Consider the following 19538-nt stretch of genomic DNA (forward strand, 5'->3'; position numbering starts at 1 on the left):
TGGTCAGTCCTTCTTGTAGGTCTCGCTGAGCTTGGAGACCCACTTGCCGCCGTCGACCTGGTAGGCGGTCATCATGGTGTTGGTGGTGTCGCCGAATTCGTCGAAGGAGACGGGGCCGGTGACGCCGTCGAAGCTGACCTTGCCGACGGCCTCGAGGACCTTGGCGCGGGCGTCGGCGGGGAGCTTGCCGTCGTTGGCCGCGACGACGGCTTTGACGGCCTCGATGATGGCCCAGGTGGCGTCGTAGGTACCGCCGCCGTAGGCCTCGTAGGCGTCCTTGTAGCCGGCCGTCTTGTAGTCCGCGATGAACTTCTTGGCGGAGTCGAGTTCCTCGACGGGCTTGCCGACGGAGGTGGCGATGTCGCCCTGGGCCTTCTTGTTGAGCTTGATGAAGTCGGCGCTGTACATGCCGTCGCCGCCCATGAGGGGGATCTGGACGCTGTCCTTGAGCTGCTGGCTCAGGGGTGCGCCGGCGGGGTACTCACCGCCGTAGTAGACGGCCTTGGCGCCGGACTTCTTGACCTTGGTGACGACGGCGTTGAAGTCGCGGTCGTCGGGGTTGACGTGGTCGGAACCGGCGATCTTGCCGCCGAGTTCGGTGAACGTCGCCTTGAAGGAGGCGGCGAGACCGGCGCCGTAGGGCTTCTGGTCGTCGATCAGGTAGACCTGCTTGATCTTCGCGTTGTTGAAGAGGTACTTCGCCGCGAAGGCGCCCTGGATCTGGTCCGTGGTGGCGGTGCGGAAGTAGGTCTTGTAGGGGCGCTTCTTGTCGCCGGTCTTCCAGTTGTCGCCCTGGGTCAGCTCGGTGCCCGTGTTGGCGGGGGAGATCTGGGTGAGGCCGGCGTCGTTGAGCGGCTTCTGCATCGACTGGGAGACGCCCGAGTTCAGGGGGCCGACGACGCCGACGACCTTCTTGTTGTCGATGAACTTGGTGGCGTTCTGCTGGCCGACGGAGGGCTGCGCCTGGTCGTCGAGCGGCTGGACCTCGAAGGTGATGCCGGGGACGGTCTTGTCCTTGTTGGCCGTCTTGGCGGCGAGGTCGGCGGAGTTCTTGATGCCGAGGCCGAGGGCGGAGAGGTCGCCGGTCAGGGGCGCGTCGACGCCGATGACGACGGTCTGGTTGTCGCCGCCGCCGCTGCTGTTCTTGCTGTCGTCGCGCGACCCGCAGGCGGTGAGCGTCAGTGCTCCGGTGGTGAGCACTGTGGTGAGGATGAGCAAAGAACGGTGTCGCACGAAAAGTCCTTTCCCTGGCGCGGCCTCCTCTGCTTGAGGTGCCGTGTCGTTCGCCGGGCCGTACTGGGTTGGTACAGGGCCGTGCTGCAGACGCGCCCGGCGGCGCGGTGACTGGCCGTGACTCTAGGCGCAGGTGGCGGGGTCGGGGATGGGTCGGCGGAGGATGTGACTGTCTTGTTATGCCGTTGAGGAAGGCTTGAGGTGGCTGTGGGGACATGTACGGCTTTTTGCCGGACGGTGAAGTGACCGCATTCTGAGAACGCGCAGCTCTGCTAAGGGGCTTGAAGCGATCTTGGTGCTGTCACGCGGTGGGGGGTGTGAGGGCGCGACGGGGTGCCCGGTGTCTGCGGGGCCGGGCTCTGTGGGTGCCCTGCGGCGCTCCGGCATTGCGCGCAAGTTACGCAGTGTTACGCCGAGGGGGTGTGTGGTCCACGCCCTGTGGTGTCCGTGGGCTTCGTATGGCTGCTGAGTGGGCCATGCAAGGGGTTGCGGGGTCAAGGGTGTTGGCTGTGAATGTTCTTCAACGGTCTTGTGTGGGCGGGTTGTTGTGGGCGGATATGGCTCTGCCCGACCGGATTTGTGGTCCGGCCGGGCAGGGGTGTGTTTCGGTGTCGGTGGGTCAGGCGGCGGCAGCCTTGGGGGCGTCGCGGAGCAGGCAGGTGAGGCGGGCGGTGCAGACCCTCTTGTCCTGTTCGTCGGTGATGACGATCTCGTAGGTGGCGGTGGAGCGGCCGCGGTGTACGGGGGTGGCGGTGCCCGTGACGAGTCCGCTTCGTACCCCTCGGTGATGGGTGCAGTTCAGGTCGACGCCGACGGCGAGCTTGGTGGCGCCGCCGTGGAGCATGGTGCCGACGGAGCCGAGGGTTTCGGCGAGGACGGCGGAGGCGCCGCCGTGCAGGAGTCCGTAGGGCTGGGTGTTGCCTTCGACGGGCATGGTGCCGACGACGCGGTCCGCGGAGGCTTCGACGATCTGGATGCCCATGCGTTCGCCGAGGTGTCCGGCGGAGAAGAGTGCGGGCAGGTCGACGCCGAGGGTGGCGTACTCGTCGATGATCTCCTGGGGGAACTTGGGTGCGGTGTGCTCGCCCATGGGGTCCGGCTCCGATCGTCTGCGGTGGTTCGTCGTTCTCTTGCTGTGCGCATCGTTCTTATCAGACGACTGAGCGAACGCTTAGTGGGTTGGGTGTGCGGATTGTCTCCGGATGCCCTGCTCCCGGACGTTCCGCCTCCGGACGTTCTACCCCTTGATGTTCTCGAAGCGGACGACGACGGACTTGCTGGCGGGGGTGTTGCTGGTGTCGGCGGTGGAGTCGAGCGGGACCAGCACATTGGTCTCGGGGTAGTAGGCGGCGGCGCAGCCCCGGGCGGTGGGGTAGTGGACGATGCGGAAGCCGGCGGCGCGGCGCTCGACGCCGTCCTTCCATTCGCTGACGAGGTCGGTGTAGGCGCCGTCGGTGAGGCCGAGGGCGCGGGCGTCGTCGGGGTTGACCATGACGATGCGGCGGCCGCCCTTGATTCCGCGGTAGCGGTCGTCGAGGCCGTAGACCGTGGTGTTGTACTGGTCGTGGGAGCGCAGAGTCTGCAACAGCAGTCTGCCTTCGGGGAGTTCGGGGTATTCGACGGGTGCCGCGGTGAAGTTGGCCCTGCCGGTGGCGGTGGGGAAGCGGCGGGAGTCGCGCGGGGCGTGCGGGAGGGTGAATCCGCCGGGGCGGGCGACGCGGGCGTTGAAGTTCTCGAAGCCGGGGACGACGCGGGAGATGCGGTCGCGGATCGTCGCGTAGTCCTTCTCGAACTCTTCCCAGGGGGTGGTGGATCCGGGGCCGAGGACGGCGCGGGCGAGGCGGGCGACGATGGCGGGTTCGGAGAGCAGGTGGGGGCTTGCGGGAGTGAGGTTGCCGCGGGAGGCGTGGACCATGCTCATGGAGTCCTCGACGGTGACGAACTGCTTGCCGCTTGCCTGGACGTCCTTGTCGGTGCGGCCGAGGGTGGGCAGGATCAGGGCGCGGGTGCCGGTGACGGCGTGCGAGCGGTTGAGCTTGGTCGATACGTGGACGGTGAGGCGGGCGCGGCGCATGGCGGCCTCGGTGACGGTGGTGTCGGGGGTGGCCGCGACGAAGTTGCCGCCCATGGCGAAGAAGATCTTGGCGTCGCCGTCGCGGAGGGCCTGGATGGAGCGGACGACGTCGTAGCCGTGGTGGCGTGGTGAGGTGATGTCGAATTCCTTGTCGAGGGCGTCGAGGAATTCGGGGGCGGGTCGTTCGAAGATCCCCATCGTGCGGTCGCCCTGGACGTTGGAGTGACCGCGGACGGGGCAGACTCCGGCGCCGGGCCGTCCGATGTTGCCGCGGAGCAGGAGGAAGTTGACGACTTCGCGGATGGTGGGGACGGAGTGTTTGTGCTGGGTGAGGCCCATGGCCCAGCAGACGATGGTGCGCTTCGAGGCGAGGATCATGGTGAGGGCCTGCTCGATGGCGGCGCGGTCGAGCCCGGTGGCGGTGAGGGTCTCGTCCCAGTCGGCGGCGCGGGCGGCGGCGGCGAATTCCTCGTATCCATGGGTGTGTTCGCGTACGAAGGCGTCGTCGACGGCGCCTTCGGTCTCCAGGATCATCTTGTTGAGGAGCCGGAAGAGGGCCTGGTCGCCGCCGATGCGGATCTGCAGGAAGAGGTCGTTGAGGGCGCTGCCCCTGATCATTCCCTGGGGTGTCTGCGGGTTCTTGAAGCGCTCCAGGCCGGCTTCGGGCAGCGGGTTCACCGAGATGATCCTGGCGCCTGCGGATTTGGCCTTCTCCAGGGCGGAGAGCATCCGGGGGTGGTTGGTGCCGGGGTTCTGCCCGGCGACGATGATCAGGTCGGCCTGGTGGAGGTCTTCGAGGGAGACGCTGCCCTTGCCGATGCCGATAGTCTCCGTGAGGGCGGAGCCGGAGGACTCGTGGCACATGTTGGAGCAGTCCGGCAGGTTGTTGGTGCCGAATTCGCGGGCGAACAGCTGTAGCAGGAACGCGGCTTCGTTGCTGGTGCGGCCCGAGGTGTAGAAGAGCGCTTCGTCGGGGGAGTCGAGGGCGCGCAGTTCCCCGGCGATGATCTCGAAGGCGTGCTCCCAGCTCACTGCCTCGTACCGGTCGGCGCCTTCGGGCAGGTACATCGGCTGGGTGATGCGGCCCTGCTGGCCGAGCCAGTAGCCGCTGCGGGTGGCCAGGTCGGCCACGGGGTGGGCGGCGAAGAAGTCGGGGGTGACGCGGCGCAGGGTGGCTTCTTCGGCGACGGCCTTGGCGCCGTTCTCGCAGAATTCGGCAGTGTGTCGTTTGTCGCCCTCGGGCCAGGCGCAGCCGGGGCAGTCGAAGCCGTCCTTCTGGTTGACCTTGAGGAGGGTCCGGGCTGTGCGGCGGACGCCCATCTGCTGTTGGGCGATGCGCAGGCTGTGGGCGACGGCGGGCAGTCCGGCGGCGGCGTGCTGGGCCGGTTCGACGTGTGGTGCGTCCTGGACCGGGTCACCGGTGGGCGGCTTGGTGGCCATGTCTGCTCCCCTTTGAGCCGGCGGCGAACCTGCGCGGTGCCGCGGCATGCGTTCCTGTGGTTGTTCCTGCCGTCGATCGTGTCACGCGGCGCCGGGCGTGTGCCGGGCGAGTGGTCTGCGGTCCGGATTGTCGGTGGTCCGTGGCAGGATCGGGTGCGTGGCTGAGACGGCATCGAAGAAGACGGCAGACAACCGACCGCGCCTGCTCCTGATGGACGGGCACTCCCTGGCGTACCGGGCGTTCTTTGCGCTGCCTGCGGAGAATTTCACGACAGGAGCGGGGCAGCCGACGAACGCGGTGTACGGCTTCGCGTCGATGCTGGCGAACACGCTGCGCGACGAGGCGCCCACGCATTTCGCGGTGGCTTTCGATGTCTCGCGCAAGACGTGGCGTTCGCAGGAGTTCCCGGAGTACAAGGCGACCCGTTCGAAGACGCCGGACGAGTTCAAGGGGCAGGTCGAGCTGATCGGCGAGCTGCTGGACGCGATGCGTGCCGAGCGTTTCGCGGTCGACGGTTTCGAGGCGGACGATGTGATCGCCACGCTGGCGACGCAGGCGGAGGCGGCCGGGTTCGAGGTGCTGATCGTCACCGGTGACCGGGATTCGTTCCAGCTGATCACGGACAACGTCACGGTGCTGTACCCGACGAAGGGTGTGTCGGAGCTCACGCGGTTCACTCCGGAGAAGGTCGAGGAGAAGTACGGGCTGACGCCGCAGCAGTACCCGGACTTCGCGGCGCTGCGCGGGGACCCGTCGGACAATCTGCCGGGAATTCCGGGCGTCGGGGAGAAGACGGCCGCGAAGTGGATCAACCAGTTCGGTTCGTTCGACGACCTTGTCTCGCGTGCCGACGAGGTCAAGGGGAAGGCCGGGCAGAATTTCCGGGACCATCTGGAGTCGGTGAAGCTGAACCGCCGGCTGACCGAGATGGTCCGCGACGTGGAGCTGCCGAAGACTCCGCAGGACCTGGAGCGTGCACCGTACGACCGCTCGGCGGTCACGGGTGTGCTCGATGTTCTGGAGATCCGTAACCCGAGCCTGCGCGAGCGGCTGCTCGCCGTGGACCCGGGTGCTGCGGAGGCCGAGGCCCCGGCGCCGGCCGCGGGCATCGAGCTGGACGGTGCGGTGCTGGGTGCGGGCGAGCTCGCGCCGTGGCTGGCCGAGCACGGCGGGCAGCCGCTGGGTGTCGCCACGGTGGACACCTGGGCGCTGGGCACCGGCAGTGTCACGGAGGTCGCACTGGCCGCAGGCGGCGGGGCGGCGGCGTGGTTCGACCCGGCGCGGCTCGACGAGGCGGACGAGCGGGCGTTCGCCGCGTGGATCGCGGACGCCGGGCGGCCGAAGGTCATGCACAACGCGAAGAGTGTGATGCGGGTCTTCCCCGAGCACGGCTGGCAGGTCGACGGCGTCGCGATGGACACGGCGCTGGCCGCGTATCTGGTCAAGCCCGGCCGCCGTTCCTTCGCGCTGGACGCCCTGTCGGTGGAGTATCTGGGCCGTGAGCTGGCCCCCGCGGCGGCGTCCGACGGGCAGCTGGCGTTCGGTGCGGACGATCAGGCGGAGGCCGAGGCGCTGATGGCGCAGGCCCGTGCGGTCCTGGATCTGGGCGAGGCGTTCACCGTGCGGCTGCAGGAGGTCGGCGCCGCGGAGCTGCTGCACGACATGGAGCTGCCGACGTCCGCGCTGCTGGCCCGCCTGGAGCGGTACGGCATCGCAGCGGACCGGGAGCATCTGGAAGGCATGGAGCAGCAGTTCGCCGGTGCGGTGCAGCAGGCGGTGAAGGAGGCGCACGCCGCGGTGGGCCGGGAGTTCAACCTCGGGTCGCCCAAGCAGCTTCAGGAGGTTCTCTTCGGTGAGCTGGGGCTGCCGAAGACGAAGAAGACGAAGACGGGTTACACGACGGACGCGGATGCGCTGGCGTGGCTGGCGGTGCAGACGGAGCACGAGCTGCCGATCATCATGCTGCGCCATCGCGAGCAGGCGAAGCTGCGGGTCACGGTCGAGGGTTTGGTCAAGACGATCGCGGCGGACGGCCGTATCCACACCACGTTCAACCAGACGGTCGCGGCGACCGGCCGGCTGTCGTCGACCGACCCCAATCTGCAGAACATTCCGGTCCGGACGGACGAGGGCCGGGCGATCCGCCGCGGTTTCGTCGTCGGCGACGGGTTCGAGACGCTGATGACGGCCGACTACAGCCAGATCGAACTGCGCGTGATGGCCCACCTGTCGGAGGACGCGGGGCTGATCGAGGCGTTCACGTCCGGTGAGGACCTGCACACCACGGTCGCTTCGCAGGTCTTCGGTGTCGACAAGTCCGCGGTGGACGCGGAGATGCGCCGCAAGATCAAGGCGATGAGTTACGGGCTCGCGTACGGGCTGTCCGCGTTCGGTCTGTCGCAGCAGCTGAACATCGAGGCGGGCGAGGCGCGCGGTCTGATGGACACGTACTTCGAGCGGTTCGGCGGGGTCCGTGACTATCTGCACCGGGTGGTGGAGGAGGCGCGTTCCACCGGTTACACGGAGACGGTGTTCGGGCGCCGCCGTTACCTCCCGGACCTGAACAGCGACAACCGGCAGCGCCGTGAGATGGCCGAGCGGATGGCGCTGAACGCACCGATCCAGGGCACGGCGGCGGACATCGTCAAGGTCGCCATGCTCCAGGTCGACCGGGCGCTGACGAAGGCGCGGCTGAAGTCCCGGATGCTGCTCCAGGTCCATGACGAAATCGTGCTGGAGATCGCCAAGGGCGAGCGGAAGCAGGTGGAGGAGATCCTGCGCCACGAGATGTCGACGGCGGTGCAGCTGCGCGCCCCGCTGGATGTGTCGGTCGGTGTGGGTGCGGACTGGGAGTCCGCCGCGCACTGACGTGAGCGGGGCGGTCCCGGCGGTCGTACGGGGCTCAGTCGCCGGGCGGGCTCGACACCAGGCCCGTCCGGCGGCCGGGCTCCCCGGTCCCGGTCGGCGGCCGGTTCTGCTTCCGTTCCCGCAGCCGAATCCACGCCGCGTACAGCACCAGTCCGACGGCGAGCCCTGCTCCGGCGCCGAAGCAGGCGGTGGGGATGATGTCCAGTGGTGTGTCGATGTGCCCGAAGTACGCATACCAGCGGGCGCACCGGTGGACGATGCCGAGCAGCACGCAGAGGCTCAGCAGGGCGCCCGCGTACCACCGGTCCCGGTGGTCGAGGACGGGTACGGACCGCGGGGCGGGCCGGGTCCCGGTCCGCCGCAGCCCCGACACGGTGAACCAGCCGAGGACGGTCAGTGCCACGGCCGAACTGCCGTACTGCACCAGCTGGAACACCGGGAATCCGCCGGCGCTCCCACTGAGTACCGGTACCAGCCGGGTGCCCCACCGGTCGTGATGGGTGAACGCGTCCCACACCACATGGCTGCCCGCCCCGAGGACCGCCGACAGGACGAACCAGGCAATGTCCCGTGCGCCCCGGGGGCCCTGCCGCTCTCCCCGTACGAAGGTGTGCACGCGCCCCTGCCAGGGCTGCGGGAGCAGTGCCACCAGTGGTTCGCGCAGCAGCAGCCACAGCGCCACGAGTGCCGCCGTGATGAGCACGTCCACCGTGAAAACACCCCACACGGCATGGGTGACCTCCCCGAACTCCATCGCGCCGGGGATCGCCGTGTCCGCGTAGTACGTCATGTCGGGGGCGAACGAACCGGCGACCAGCGCCGAGGCGAGGAGCGGCCCGCGCCCGGTGCCGTTCCGGCGGATCACCGGGAGGACGGCGGCGGCATGGCTCAGGGTGAACGGCATGGCGGCAAGTATGCGCCAGTGCGCCGGACGAAGATCCGGTGCTCGTCCGATGCACAGTCGACGCCCCCTGTACAACTTGCGGTCTGCAACGTGAAATACCGGTGAGAAGCGGTCAGGTCCCTGTGTTCGAGCGGCACAAGTTGCCGTAGGGTCGCCTGAGTCCTCGCGCTGGGGAGCGCGGGCAGCCGTCGACGGGGAGGGACCAGACGTATGGCAGCGCAATTCGGCCGCCGACTGCGCCGAGGGGCGACCACCACTGCGGTGGCCGCAGTTGCTGTGGCGGCGCTCGCCGCCTCGCAGGGCCCCGGCGCGGTCCTCGCATCGGACGGCGGCGGCGCCGGTGGTGACCAGCCGGCCGCCGGTTCCACACCGTCCGACGACTCAGTGGCCACCGGCAACTCGCCGTACTACACGGACCTGCCCCCGCTGGTCAGCCCCAACAAGCCCGGTACGTCGACGAATCTGCCGATCACCGGCAGTGCGCAATCGGGCATACCGGCTTCGGTACTGGCCGCGTACAAGAAGGCCGAGCGGTCTCTCGCGGACACCGACGCGGCCTGCAGGCTGCCGTGGCAGCTCCTCGCCGCGATCGGGAAGGTCGAGTCCGGCCAGGCCCGCGGTGGCCGGGTCGACGCGAACGGCACCACGTTCTCCCCGATTCTCGGCCCGGTCCTCAACGGTCAGGGCTTCGCCATGATCAAGGACACCGACAACGGGGCGTACGACGGGGATTCGACGCACGACCGTGCGGTCGGCCCGATGCAGTTCATCCCGTCGACGTGGGCGACGTGGGGCCAGGACGGCAACGGCGACGGCCGCAAGGACCCCAACAACATCTACGACGCGGCGCTCGCCGCCGGGCGCTATCTCTGCGCCGGCTCGCGCGACCTGTCGGTGGCAGCCGATCTCGACCGGGCGGTCCTCAGCTACAACCACTCGAACGAATACCTCCGTACGGTCCGTTCCTGGTTCGACTACTACAGGCGCGGCACGCACGAGGTCCCCGACGGCAGCGGCGCCGTCCCGCCGCCCCTCGACGGTGGTACGGATTCGAGCAGGAACCCCGGCACCTCGCCGTCTCCGACCCCGCCGGCGAGTCCGAGTCCGAGTCCGAAGCCGAAGCCGGACCCGAAGCCGGACCCGAAGCCTTCGAAGCCGGGCGGCGGTTCGACGAGCCCCGAGCCGACTCCCAAGCCGAAGCCGGCGCAGACCCTCGGCGCCGTGGAGGACGCGGGCACCGGCAAGCTGACCGCCACCGCGGGCGACGCGTTCGCCGAACGGATCAAGGTGCGGGCGAAGAACAGTCTGGGCGGCCCGCTCGCCAAGGTGTCCGTCACATTCACCATCGCCGGTGACACCGACACCCGCTTCGAGGGCGGGAAGAACTCGGTCACCCTGGCCACCGGTGCCGACGGCACGGTGACGACTCCGGTGCTGCAAGCGGGCGAGAAGACGGGCCGGTTCATGGTCCGCGCCATCGCCACCGGACGTTCGCTGCCGGCTGTCCCGTACACCGCGACCGTGACGGCCCGGCAGGCCGACGCGATCGCCAGGACCGATGACAAGGCACTGACCGCCGCCCCCGGCGCCGAGTTCGCCGACACCGTCGCGGTCAAGGCCACGTACGGGGGTGCGGTCGCGTCCGGTGTCGCCGTCACCGCGACAATGATCACCGACGGGGACACGCCGGTGGAGAACGACAAGGGCCCGTACTTCAAGGACGCGGACGGCAACACGGTCCGCACCCTGACGGACCTGAAGACCGGCGCCGACGGCACGCTGACGCTCCCGAAGATCTACGCCGACGACACCACGGGCACGTACAGGCTCCGCCTGACCACCGAGGGCGGCGCCACCGTCGTCATCGAGCTCGAGGTCGAGGCGCCCGCCGCCTGACGGCAGCCCCGGAGCCGTACCGCGCTCTCAAGCAGCCCCTGTGCCACCACCCGGCACAGGGGCTGCTTCAGGGCGTGTGTCGGAAGTCACGCCTGCCCCGCGACGCCTGGCACGCACGCTCGCTGCGTTGTCGGGCTCGCCCGAGTACGTCCAGTACGAGGACGACCCTCCGCCTTGCGATGCACGTACCCCGGCCCCGCTCCTTCACCCACCCCCCAATGGCCGGTCGGTCCTACGTGTTCTCATCTCGCGTCTCCATTGCTACGGTGCCCCAACCCTGACGACCTGTCAGATCCGCGCTCTCCGGGAGGCCGAGCATGCGTGCCGTCATCGCCGCCGCCATCGGGCTGGCCGCGGCCCTCGCCCTCGTGTTCACGGTCACCGCGATCGGCGCACCACCCGGCGAGACCTCGCCCAAACCCCTGCTGACCACCGTCCCCGGACCCAAGAAGTAGTGGGGAGGACACCATGCGCCGCCGAGCCGGACTCGTACTCCTGGCCTTCGCCGTCTTCTTCGCCGCCCTGTCGCCACTGCTGCGTTGGTACGCCTTCCCGAGGCTGGCGAAGATCCCGCCGAGCCAGTACCAGGAGGTGGTTCTGGAGGCGAAGCCCGCCACGCTCCTCGACTACAACGACGGCATGAAGGTCAAGCAGGTCCCCGAGGTCACCATCGTGCAGACCCTCAAGGGCAATGTGGAGGAGTCCGAGAAGATCGAGCGCAGCGCCGGCCGCGACGTCGTCGTCTGGGACGCCCTCAGCTACGTGGTCGACCCGAACGGCGCGATGGTCTCGCAGATCCCCGAGCGCTACATCTTCGACGCGCACAGCCAGGCCCCCGTCCACGCCACCGGCGAGAGTGTCGACGGCGACCCCGTCGAGCGCGAGGGCATCGAGTTCAAATGGCCGTTCCTCACCGAGAAGCGCGACTACGAGTACTTCGACGCCCAGACCCGTACCAGCTCACCGATCCACTACAGGGGCACCCGGACGTTCCGCGGCATGGACGTGTACTACTTCGAGCAGACGATCCCGTGGACCAAGGTCCCGATGCCGAAGAAGATGCCGATCGCGGGCGTGACCGCCGCGCAGGTCGCCAAGACGGGCATGACCCGCTGGTACACCACCAAGCGGATGTTCTGGGTCGACCCGGTCACCGGCGCGCCCGTCAACGGCGAGGAGATCCACAAGGAGGAGTTGCGCAACGCGAAGGCGATGGGCATGCCCGAGGACACGGTCACCGCGTTCGCCGGACACGTGAAGATGCGCGAGGACTACATCGAGTCCACCGTCGCGCTGGTCACGTCCCAGCGTGTGCTGATCCTGCTGCTCACCTCGTACCTGCCTCGGGGATTCCTGATCCTTGCCGTCGGGCTGCTGGCGCTCGCACTGTGGCTGGAGGCACGGTCCCGGCGGCCGGGCGGCCGGGAGCCGGAGGCGGCGACCGCACCCGCGCCGGATCCGGCGCCTACTCCCGCCTGAGCCGCGCCGAGGTGTACCGGGTCGCCGCGACCGTCGTCGGGTCCTCCGGCCACGGATGCTTCGGATAGCGGCCGCGCAGCTCCGCCCGCACCGCCCGGTATCCGTCCTGCCAGAACGACGCCAGATCGGCGGTGACCGCCGCCGGGCGGCCGGCGGGGGAGAGCAGGTGCACGAGAACCGGCATCCCGGCCACCTCCGGCGTCTCGGTGAGACCGAACAGTTCCTGGAGTTTCACCGCGAGTACGGGCTGCGCCCCGCCGTACTCGACCCGGATCCGGGACCCGCTCGGCACCTCGATCCGCTCGGGCGCCAGCTCGTCCAGCCGGGCGGCCTCGCCCGTCGCCCACGGCAGGAGCCGCCGCAACGCCTGCCCGGCGTCGATGCGGGCCAGGTCGGAGCGGCGGCGGGCCCGTGACAACTCGGGCTCCAGCCATTCCTCGGTACGCGACAGCAGCGCATCGTCCGACACATCGGGCCACGGGAGCCCCAGCTCCCGGTGCAGGAAGGTGAGCCGCGCACGCAGCTGCCCGGTCTCCCGGGTCCAGCGCAGCAGGCCGAGTCCCTCGCGCCGCAACCCGTCGACGAGCGCTGCCCGCACCAGCGTGGGGTCCGGCTGCTTCAGCGCCCGCACGGACAGTTCGACAGCGCCCAGGCGTTCCACGGAGCGGGCCACCACGTCCTGGCCGTCCCACCGGACCTCCTCGCCCGCGAACCGCAGATGCCCGGCGGCCAGCCGCGCCGTGTCCTCGTCGATGACGGCTGCGAGCCGCACCCGTGCGGACGCCGCGTGCGCCGGGCGGTCAGCGACCGCGACGGCCAGCCAGGGTGCGCTGCGCAGCCGCGATCCGTCACGCAGCTGCGCGCCCGTCCCCGACGCCATCAGGAACGCTCCTTCGCCGCGGGCCCGTGCCACCCGCTCCGGGAACGCCAGCGCGGCCACCAGGCCGACGGCGGCATCATCCGTGCCGGAACCCTCGCGGGCGCCTTCCAGGGACGACGACAGCCGCCGTACCTCCTGCCGCCAGCGCGCCGCGTAGCCGTCGCCGCCCCGCCGGGCGGTACGCAGCGCCGCCGCCAGGTCGTCCCCGTACTCCCGGGGCGGCTCCTCGCTCAGCAGCGCCACCACCTCCGCCGCCCGGCGCCCGCCCACCTCGTCCGCGCCGTCCAGCAGCGCACGGGCGAGCCGGGGATGCAGGCCGAGACGCGACATCCGTACGCCCCGGTCGGTCACCCGGCCGACCGCGTCCACCGCGCCGACGGCCGTCAGGACCTCGCGGGCCGCCCCCATCGCCCCGGCGGGTGGCGGGTCGAGCAGCGCCAGCCCCGACGCGTCCGGATCGCCCCAGCAGGCCGCCTGCAGGGCGAACGCCGCCAGATCGGCCACCTTGATCTCCGGCGACGGGAACCGGGCGAGCCGCCCGTCCTCCGCCTGCTCCCAGCACCGGTACACCGCGCCCGGGGCCTCACGCCCCGCCCGGCCCGCCCGCTGCCTCCCGGTGGCCTGCGAGGCCCGCACGGTCGTCAGCGCACTCAGTCCGCGGGCATGATCGGTACGCGGCTCCCTGGCCAGGCCCGAGTCGACGACGATCCGCACCCCCGGCACCGTCAGCGACGACTCCGCGACGGAGGTCGCCAGCACCACCCGGCGCCCCTCGGACGAGCCCGCCAGCACGGCGTCCTGCACTGCCGCCGGTGCCCGCCCGTGCACCTGCAGCACCTCCGCGGGCACCCCCGCCAGCTGTCCCGCCACCCGGCCGATCTCACCGACGCCCGGCAGGAAGCAGAGCACGTCGCCGTCCCGCTCGGCGAGCGCCCGGCGCACCATCGAGGCGACATGCGTCAGCAGCGCCGGGTCGACCCGCATCCCGTGCGGCGGCCCGACCGGTCTCACCGGCGGCGCCCACACCACCTCCACCGAGTGCGACACGCCCTGCGCCTCGACCACCGGCGCATCGCCGAGCAGTCGCGCCCACCCCTCCGCGTCCGTCGTCGCCGACGCGGCGACCAGCCGCAGATCGGGCCGGATCGCCTCCCGTACGTCGAGGAGGAAGGCGGCGACCGTGTCCGCGTCCAGATGCCGTTCATGACACTCGTCGATGATCACCGCATCGACCCCGGCGAGCTCCTGGTCGCGCTGGAGCCGTTGCAGGAGCACACCGGTGGTCACCACCTCCACCACCGTGTCGCGCCCCACCACACGCTCCCCGCGGACCGTGAACCCCACACGCTCCCCGGTCCGCTCCCCGAGGAGCCACGCCATGCGCCGGGCCGCCGCGCGGGCCGCGATCCGGCGCGGTTCGGCGACCACCACGCGGCGCGCGGGGCCGTCGCCGACCAGGCCGGCGAGGACCAGCGGGACCAGCGTCGTCTTGCCGGTGCCGGGCGGTGCGCAGAGCACCGCGACACCCCGGTCGTCGAGCGCCTGCCGGAGCGCGGGCACGGCGGTACGGACGGGCAGCCGGTCGAGGGCGTCGGTACGGATCACGCCCCCCAGTGTCGTACTCCGGTCCTTCGGGCCCGCGCTCAGTCCCGCACGCAGACGAAGATCGCCGTGCCCGGAATCAGGTTTCCGCGCAGCGGGGACCAGCCGCCCCACTCCTGGTTGTTCCAGGCGGGCCACTCCGGCTCGACCAGGTCGACCAGGCGGAACCCGCCGGCCACCACGTCCCGCACCCGGTCGCCCACGGTCCGGTGGTGCTCGACGTACACGGCGTTGCCCTGCTCGTCCTGCTCGACGTACGGGGTGCGGTCGAAGTAGGAGGCCGCGACGGACAGGCCCTCGGGCCCGGGCTCGTCCGGGAACGCCCAGCGGATCGGATGCGTCACCGAGAAGACCCAGCGGCCCCCCGGGCGCAGCACCCGGTGCACCTCCCGGAAGACCTGCACGGGGTCGGCGACGAACGGCACCGCGCCATAGGCGGAGCAGGCCAGGTCGAAGGAGCCGTCCCGGAACGGCAGCACCCCGGCGTCCGCCTCCACCAGCGGGACCTCGTCGCCGATCCGCAGCGCGTGCTGGAGCTGGCGGTGGGAGAGGTCGAGGGCGACGGGACGGGCGCCCTGGGCGGCCAGCCAGCGCGAGCACTGCGCCGCGCCCGCACCGATCTCCAGGATGTCCAGGCCGCTCAGCGACTCCGCGGGGCCGAGCAGGCCGGCCTCGGCCTCGTCGAGACCCTCCGGGCCCCAGACGAAACGGTCGTCGCCGAGAAACGCGCCGTGGTCGCTCTGGTACTCGTCGGCGTTCCGGTCCCACCAGCCGCGACTTGCCCGGCTGCTCTCCGCTTCCCCGGCGCTGCGGCGGGTCGCTTCCGGTTCGGTGGTGTAGATCTCTTGGCTCATCGTGTCCGTCGTTGTAGTTTGCCTTCACCCCACTGCACGCGGTACGTACCTAGGGGCACCTGTGAGTACGGAACCGTAGTCACGCAACACGGCCGGGACCGATGTGGCCTCGGAGAACATGAACTGTGCCGGGTTTGGGCCCTTATGTCCCCCGTGTGCGCCTTCGCGCATTGACCCTGCCCGGCTGCCCCCGTATGCTACAAGTTGCGCTGCGAGCCTGCGCGCCTCAGACCTAGCAGGCCGCGCTTGCATCTGTTGCATGTCCCCTCGGTTCACGAGGTGCCTCCCGTTCCGCGGGTCGGGTGCTTCCCAGGCTGTCCGGCTTCTGCAGAGGCGATACGGGCTCTCGGCGTAGCAGTACCTACGACTCACTGTCCGTACCGGAGCCCTTTCCCACATGACGAGCAGCACCGAGACCACCGCCACCACTCCGCAGGTTGCGGTCAACGACATCGGCGACGCGGACGCGTTCCTCGCGGCGATCGACGAGACGATCAAGTACTTCAACGACGGCGACATCGTTGACGGTGTCATCGTCAAGGTTGACCGGGACGAGGTTCTCCTCGACATCGGTTACAAGACCGAAGGTGTCATCCCGAGCCGCGAGCTCTCGATCAAGCACGACGTCGACCCGAACGAGGTCGTCAAGGTCGGCGACGAGATCGAGGCCCTGGTTCTCCAGAAGGAGGACAAGGAAGGCCGCCTGATCCTCTCGAAGAAGCGCGCTCAGTACGAGCGTGCCTGGGGCACCATCGAGAAGATCAAGGAAGAAGACGGCATCGTCACCGGTACCGTCATCGAGGTCGTCAAGGGTGGTCTCATCCTCGACATCGGCCTCCGCGGCTTCCTCCCGGCGTCGCTCGTCGAGATGCGTCGTGTCCGCGACCTCCAGCCCTACGTGGGCAAGGAGCTCGAGGCCAAGATCATCGAGCTGGACAAGAACCGCAACAACGTGGTCCTGTCCCGCCGTGCCTGGCTCGAGCAGACCCAGAGCGAGGTCCGTCAGACCTTCCTCACGACCCTGCAGAAGGGTCAGGTCCGCTCCGGCGTCGTCTCCTCGATCGTCAACTTCGGTGCCTTCGTGGACCTCGGTGGCGTCGACGGTCTCGTGCACGTCTCCGAGCTGTCCTGGAAGCACATCGACCACCCCTCCGAGGTTGTCGAGGTCGGCCAGGAAGTCACCGTCGAGGTCCTCGACGTCGACATGGACCGCGAGCGCGTCTCGCTGTCGCTCAAGGCGACGCAGGAAGACCCGTGGCAGCAGTTCGCCCGTACGCACCAGATCGGGCAGGTCGTTCCCGGTAAGGTCACGAAGCTCGTTCCGTTCGGTGCGTTCGTGCGCGTCGACGAGGGCATCGAGGGTCTGGTCCACATCTCCGAGCTGGCCGAGCGCCACGTGGAGATCCCGGAGCAGGTCGTCCAGGTCAACGACGAGATCTTCGTCAAGGTCATCGACATCGACCTCGAGCGCCGTCGCATCAGCCTCTCGCTGAAGCAGGCCAACGAGTCCTTCGGTGCCGACCCGGCCTCGGTCGAGTTCGACCCGACCCTGTACGGCATGGCCGCGTCCTACGACGACCAGGGCAACTACATCTACCCCGAGGGCTTCGACCCCGAGACCAACGACTGGCTCGAGGGCTACGAGACCCAGCGCGAGGCGTGGGAGACGCAGTACGCCGAGGCGCAGCAGCGCTTCGAGCAGCACCAGGCCCAGGTCATCAAGTCCCGCGAGGCCGACGAGGCCGCTGCGGCCGAGGGCGCTGCTGCCCCGGCCGGCGGTGCCCCGGCTGCCTCCGGCGGCACCGGTGGCGGTTCGTACTCCTCGGAGTCCGCGGACAACTCCGGCGCCCTGGCGTCGGACGAGGCCCTGGCTGCCCTGCGCGAGAAGCTGGCGGGCGGCCAGAGCTGACGCTCTGACCCTCCGGTCGGTCATCGACTGCAGTAGCTGACAAGTGAGGCCCGCTCCCTTCGGGGAGCGGGCCTCACTTGCGTCCGGGGTCCGGTTCTACGGGGTGACCGTGATGTTGGTCAGGCCCCTGCCATCGATGACGGTGTTGCTGCTGTGGACGGTGGACGGGCAGCTCGCGCTGTAGCTGGTGACGTTGAACGCGATCTGCTTGTCGCCGGTGGAGCCGGTCAGGTCCGAGACGCCCTCGCCCATGCCGCGGCCGTCGCGCCCGGTCTCGTGGATCCGCGAGTTCCTGGTGACGCCGTTCGCACTGGACGTGCGGAAGTGCTCGCCCTCCATATCCAGGTCGTGCACGGTCACGGAGTCGATGACGACGTCGTCGTCGGCGTCGGCCACGATGCCCTTCTGGCCGTCGGTGACGGTGACGCCCTGGGCGGTCCAGTGGGACGCGCCGTTGAGGCGGAGTCCGTAGCCGCCGCCTGCGGTGAGGACCGCCCCGGCCGAGCGCCGTGGCCGGCAGGGCGGGGAGCGGCGTGCGGGTGCCTTCCCGTCGAAGGGTTCGAGTCGTTCTCGTACGTGAATGCGGGGTGCATGTGTGGACATGTCACCTTGTGGCGGTAGGGATGGGGTGTGCCCCGGTCAAGGTCTGAACCACCGGTCTCCGGTGGCCGCGCTGCCGTGAACGGAGAGAAACGTGCGAGATACACGAGTAACTGACGGGCCGTAACACACGCTTGCCAGGATCCCGGCAACCTCAAGATCCGAAGGGGAGCAGGGACATGACGCACACGTCGTACAACCCGCCCGTCGTCACGGGCGCGAGCCGTCGCAGCTTTCTCCGTCAGGTCGGGATCACCGGTGGGGCGGGCGCGATGTTCGCGACCATGGGGGCCCTCGGCCTCGCCCCCACCGCCCGGGCCGCACAGCGCGAACCCGCTTTCCATGCCCCCAGTAAGGGCGACTTCACGCTGAAGGGGAAGGCCGCGGCCAAGGTCGTCGTCGTGGGAGGTGGCATCGCCGGACTGGCCGCCGCGTACGAACTGGGCAAGGGCGGCTACGACTGTACGGTCCTGGAGGCCCGGAGTCGTACCGGCGGCCGTAACTTCACCGTGCGCGGCGGCGATTCCACCACCGATGCCTACGGCAACACGCAGACCGCCCGGTTCACCGACGGGCAGTACATGAACGCGGGTCCCGCCCGGATCCCGCAGTGGATGGTCACCCTCGACTACTGCCGCGAACTCGGCGTCCCCATTGAGGTGTTCACCAATGTGAACGCCCATGCGTATATCTTCAACGAGAAGGCCGGCATGAAGGCCCCGGTGCGCTACCGCACCGCGAAGGCCGATGTGTACGGCTACGTCGCCGAACTCCTCGCCAAGGCCACCGACAAGGGCGCCCTCGACCGGCAGATCACCGCCGAGGACCAGGAGCGACTCCTGGAATTCCTCAAGGACTTCGGCGACATCGGCGACACCCTCGACTACACCGGCAGCGCCCGGCGTGGCTACCGCATCGACCCCGCGGCCGCCGGAACCCCCGGCGAGGAACTCGGATCCGTACCGTCCGCCTCCGAGGTCTTCGCCAGCGGCGTCGGACGCTACTTCTCCTTCGAGTTCGAGTACGACCAGGCGATGCTGATGTTCCAGCCGGTCGGCGGCATGGACCGGATACCCGCCGCGCTCACCCGGGCGACAGGCGAGCGCCGGATCCGTACCGGAGCCGTCGTCGGCGACATCACCGACACGGCCCACGGTGTCACCGTCACGTACACCCAGGGCGGGCGCACCCGCACCATCGATGCCGACTACTGCATCGCCGCCCTGCCGCCCAACATCCTCGCCAAGACCGCCCACAACCTCGGCCCCGCCGTACAGGCCGCCCTGGAGGCGTGCAAGCCGTCCTCCGCCGGCAAGATCGGTCTGGAGTACCGCAGCCGCTGGTGGGAGACCGATCATCGGATCTACGGCGGCATCACCGAGACGGACATGGACCTCGCACACATCTGGTACCCGTCGTACGGGCACCACGGGGAGCGTGGCACCGTCATCGGGTACTACAACTACGGCGCGCAGGCCGACGCGTACGCGGCGCTCACCCCGCGCGAGCGGGAGGCGCGCGCCGTCGCCCAGGGCGTGAAGATCCACGGCGAGAAGTACCGTACGGAACTCGCCTCGTCGTTCTCCCACCACTGGCGCCAGACCCCGCACCTCGAGGCCGCCTGGCACTCCCTGTCCGACGGCCCCGACGCCCCTGCCTTCGCACCCCTCAACCAGGCTGCGGGCCGCGTCTACTTCGCCGGTGACTACCTCAGCCACACCGATGCCTGGCAGCACGGAGCGTTCACCTCCGCGAGGAAGGCGGTCACCGCACTGCACGCGCGCGTCCTGGCGTAACC

The 19538-nt window shown here is 69.7% G+C and carries 13 protein-coding genes; 6 read left to right on the plus strand and 7 right to left on the minus strand.

Annotation, left to right across the window (positions count from 1 at the left end; genetic code table 11):
* Positions 1 to 3: 3 nt before the first annotated feature.
* The 3 genes from OG395_RS37950 to OG395_RS37960 all read right to left on the minus strand — a co-directional run bounded on the left by OG395_RS37950 (position 4) and on the right by OG395_RS37960 (position 4747).
* A complete protein-coding gene (locus tag OG395_RS37950) occupies positions 4 to 1218 on the minus strand; it encodes a branched-chain amino acid ABC transporter substrate-binding protein (protein WP_327249584.1) in 1215 nt (404 codons plus the stop codon).
* Positions 1219 to 1852: 634 nt separating this feature from the next.
* Positions 1853 to 2323, minus strand: coding sequence for a PaaI family thioesterase (locus OG395_RS37955; RefSeq protein ID WP_266986830.1), 471 nt, complete (start codon positions 2321 to 2323; stop codon positions 1853 to 1855).
* Between the two features lie 147 nt (positions 2324 to 2470).
* Entirely contained in the window at positions 2471 to 4747 is a 2277-nt protein-coding gene (locus tag OG395_RS37960; protein WP_327246972.1) for an FdhF/YdeP family oxidoreductase, read from the minus strand.
* Positions 4748 to 4904: 157 nt separating this feature from the next.
* Between OG395_RS37960 and polA the strand changes: the two genes are divergently transcribed.
* The gene (gene polA, locus OG395_RS37965) at positions 4905 to 7616 is read left to right on the plus strand and encodes a DNA polymerase I (RefSeq protein ID WP_327246973.1); all 2712 of its coding nucleotides are present in this window, start codon (positions 4905 to 4907) and stop codon (positions 7614 to 7616) included.
* A gap of 34 nt (positions 7617 to 7650) precedes the next feature.
* On the opposite strand, the gene OG395_RS37970 is transcribed toward polA, so the two are convergent.
* Positions 7651 to 8520 (minus strand): DUF4184 family protein, encoded by an 870-nt coding sequence (locus OG395_RS37970; protein ID WP_327246974.1) that lies wholly within the window; start codon positions 8518 to 8520, stop codon positions 7651 to 7653.
* 210 nt (positions 8521 to 8730) lie between these two features.
* Between OG395_RS37970 and OG395_RS37975 the strand changes: the two genes are divergently transcribed.
* The 3 genes from OG395_RS37975 (at position 8731) to OG395_RS37985 (ending at position 11895) form a co-directional block, all read left to right on the plus strand.
* A complete protein-coding gene (locus tag OG395_RS37975) occupies positions 8731 to 10416 on the plus strand; it encodes a lytic transglycosylase domain-containing protein (protein WP_327246975.1) in 1686 nt (561 codons plus the stop codon).
* Positions 10417 to 10733: 317 nt separating this feature from the next.
* Positions 10734 to 10871, plus strand: a complete 138-nt coding sequence (locus OG395_RS37980) for an SPW_0924 family protein (protein ID WP_266986840.1) — start codon at positions 10734 to 10736, stop codon at positions 10869 to 10871.
* Between the two features lie 13 nt (positions 10872 to 10884).
* On the plus strand, positions 10885 to 11895 hold the full coding sequence (locus OG395_RS37985) for a DUF3068 domain-containing protein (protein WP_327246976.1): 1011 nt from the start codon (positions 10885 to 10887) through the stop codon (positions 11893 to 11895).
* On the opposite strand, the gene hrpB is transcribed toward OG395_RS37985, so the two are convergent.
* Positions 11882 to 14380, minus strand: a complete 2499-nt coding sequence (hrpB, locus tag OG395_RS37990; RefSeq protein ID WP_327246977.1) for an ATP-dependent helicase HrpB — start codon at positions 14378 to 14380, stop codon at positions 11882 to 11884. The genes OG395_RS37985 and hrpB overlap by 14 nt on opposite strands.
* Positions 14381 to 14418: 38 nt before the next feature.
* The gene (locus OG395_RS37995; protein ID WP_266986846.1) at positions 14419 to 15231 is read right to left on the minus strand and encodes a class I SAM-dependent methyltransferase; all 813 of its coding nucleotides are present in this window, start codon (positions 15229 to 15231) and stop codon (positions 14419 to 14421) included.
* A gap of 397 nt (positions 15232 to 15628) precedes the next feature.
* Here OG395_RS37995 and rpsA point away from each other — a divergent pair, with 397 nt between their 5' ends.
* Positions 15629 to 17140: a 30S ribosomal protein S1 gene (gene rpsA / locus OG395_RS38000; protein WP_030919647.1), complete on the plus strand. Its 1512-nt coding sequence runs from the start codon at positions 15629 to 15631 to the stop codon at positions 17138 to 17140.
* Between the two features lie 96 nt (positions 17141 to 17236).
* Here the strand turns inward: rpsA and OG395_RS38005 are convergent, their stop codons facing one another.
* A complete protein-coding gene (locus tag OG395_RS38005) occupies positions 17237 to 17743 on the minus strand; it encodes a right-handed parallel beta-helix repeat-containing protein (RefSeq protein ID WP_327246978.1) in 507 nt (168 codons plus the stop codon).
* A gap of 269 nt (positions 17744 to 18012) precedes the next feature.
* Between OG395_RS38005 and OG395_RS38010 the strand changes: the two genes are divergently transcribed.
* Positions 18013 to 19536 (plus strand): flavin monoamine oxidase family protein, encoded by a 1524-nt coding sequence (locus OG395_RS38010; protein WP_327249585.1) that lies wholly within the window; start codon positions 18013 to 18015, stop codon positions 19534 to 19536.
* The last annotated feature ends 2 nt before the right edge of the window (positions 19537 to 19538 follow it).

Origin of the sequence: Streptomyces sp. NBC_01320 (assembly GCF_035974375.1) — a bacterium.
Lineage (GTDB): Bacteria > Actinomycetota > Actinomycetes > Streptomycetales > Streptomycetaceae > Streptomyces > Streptomyces yanii.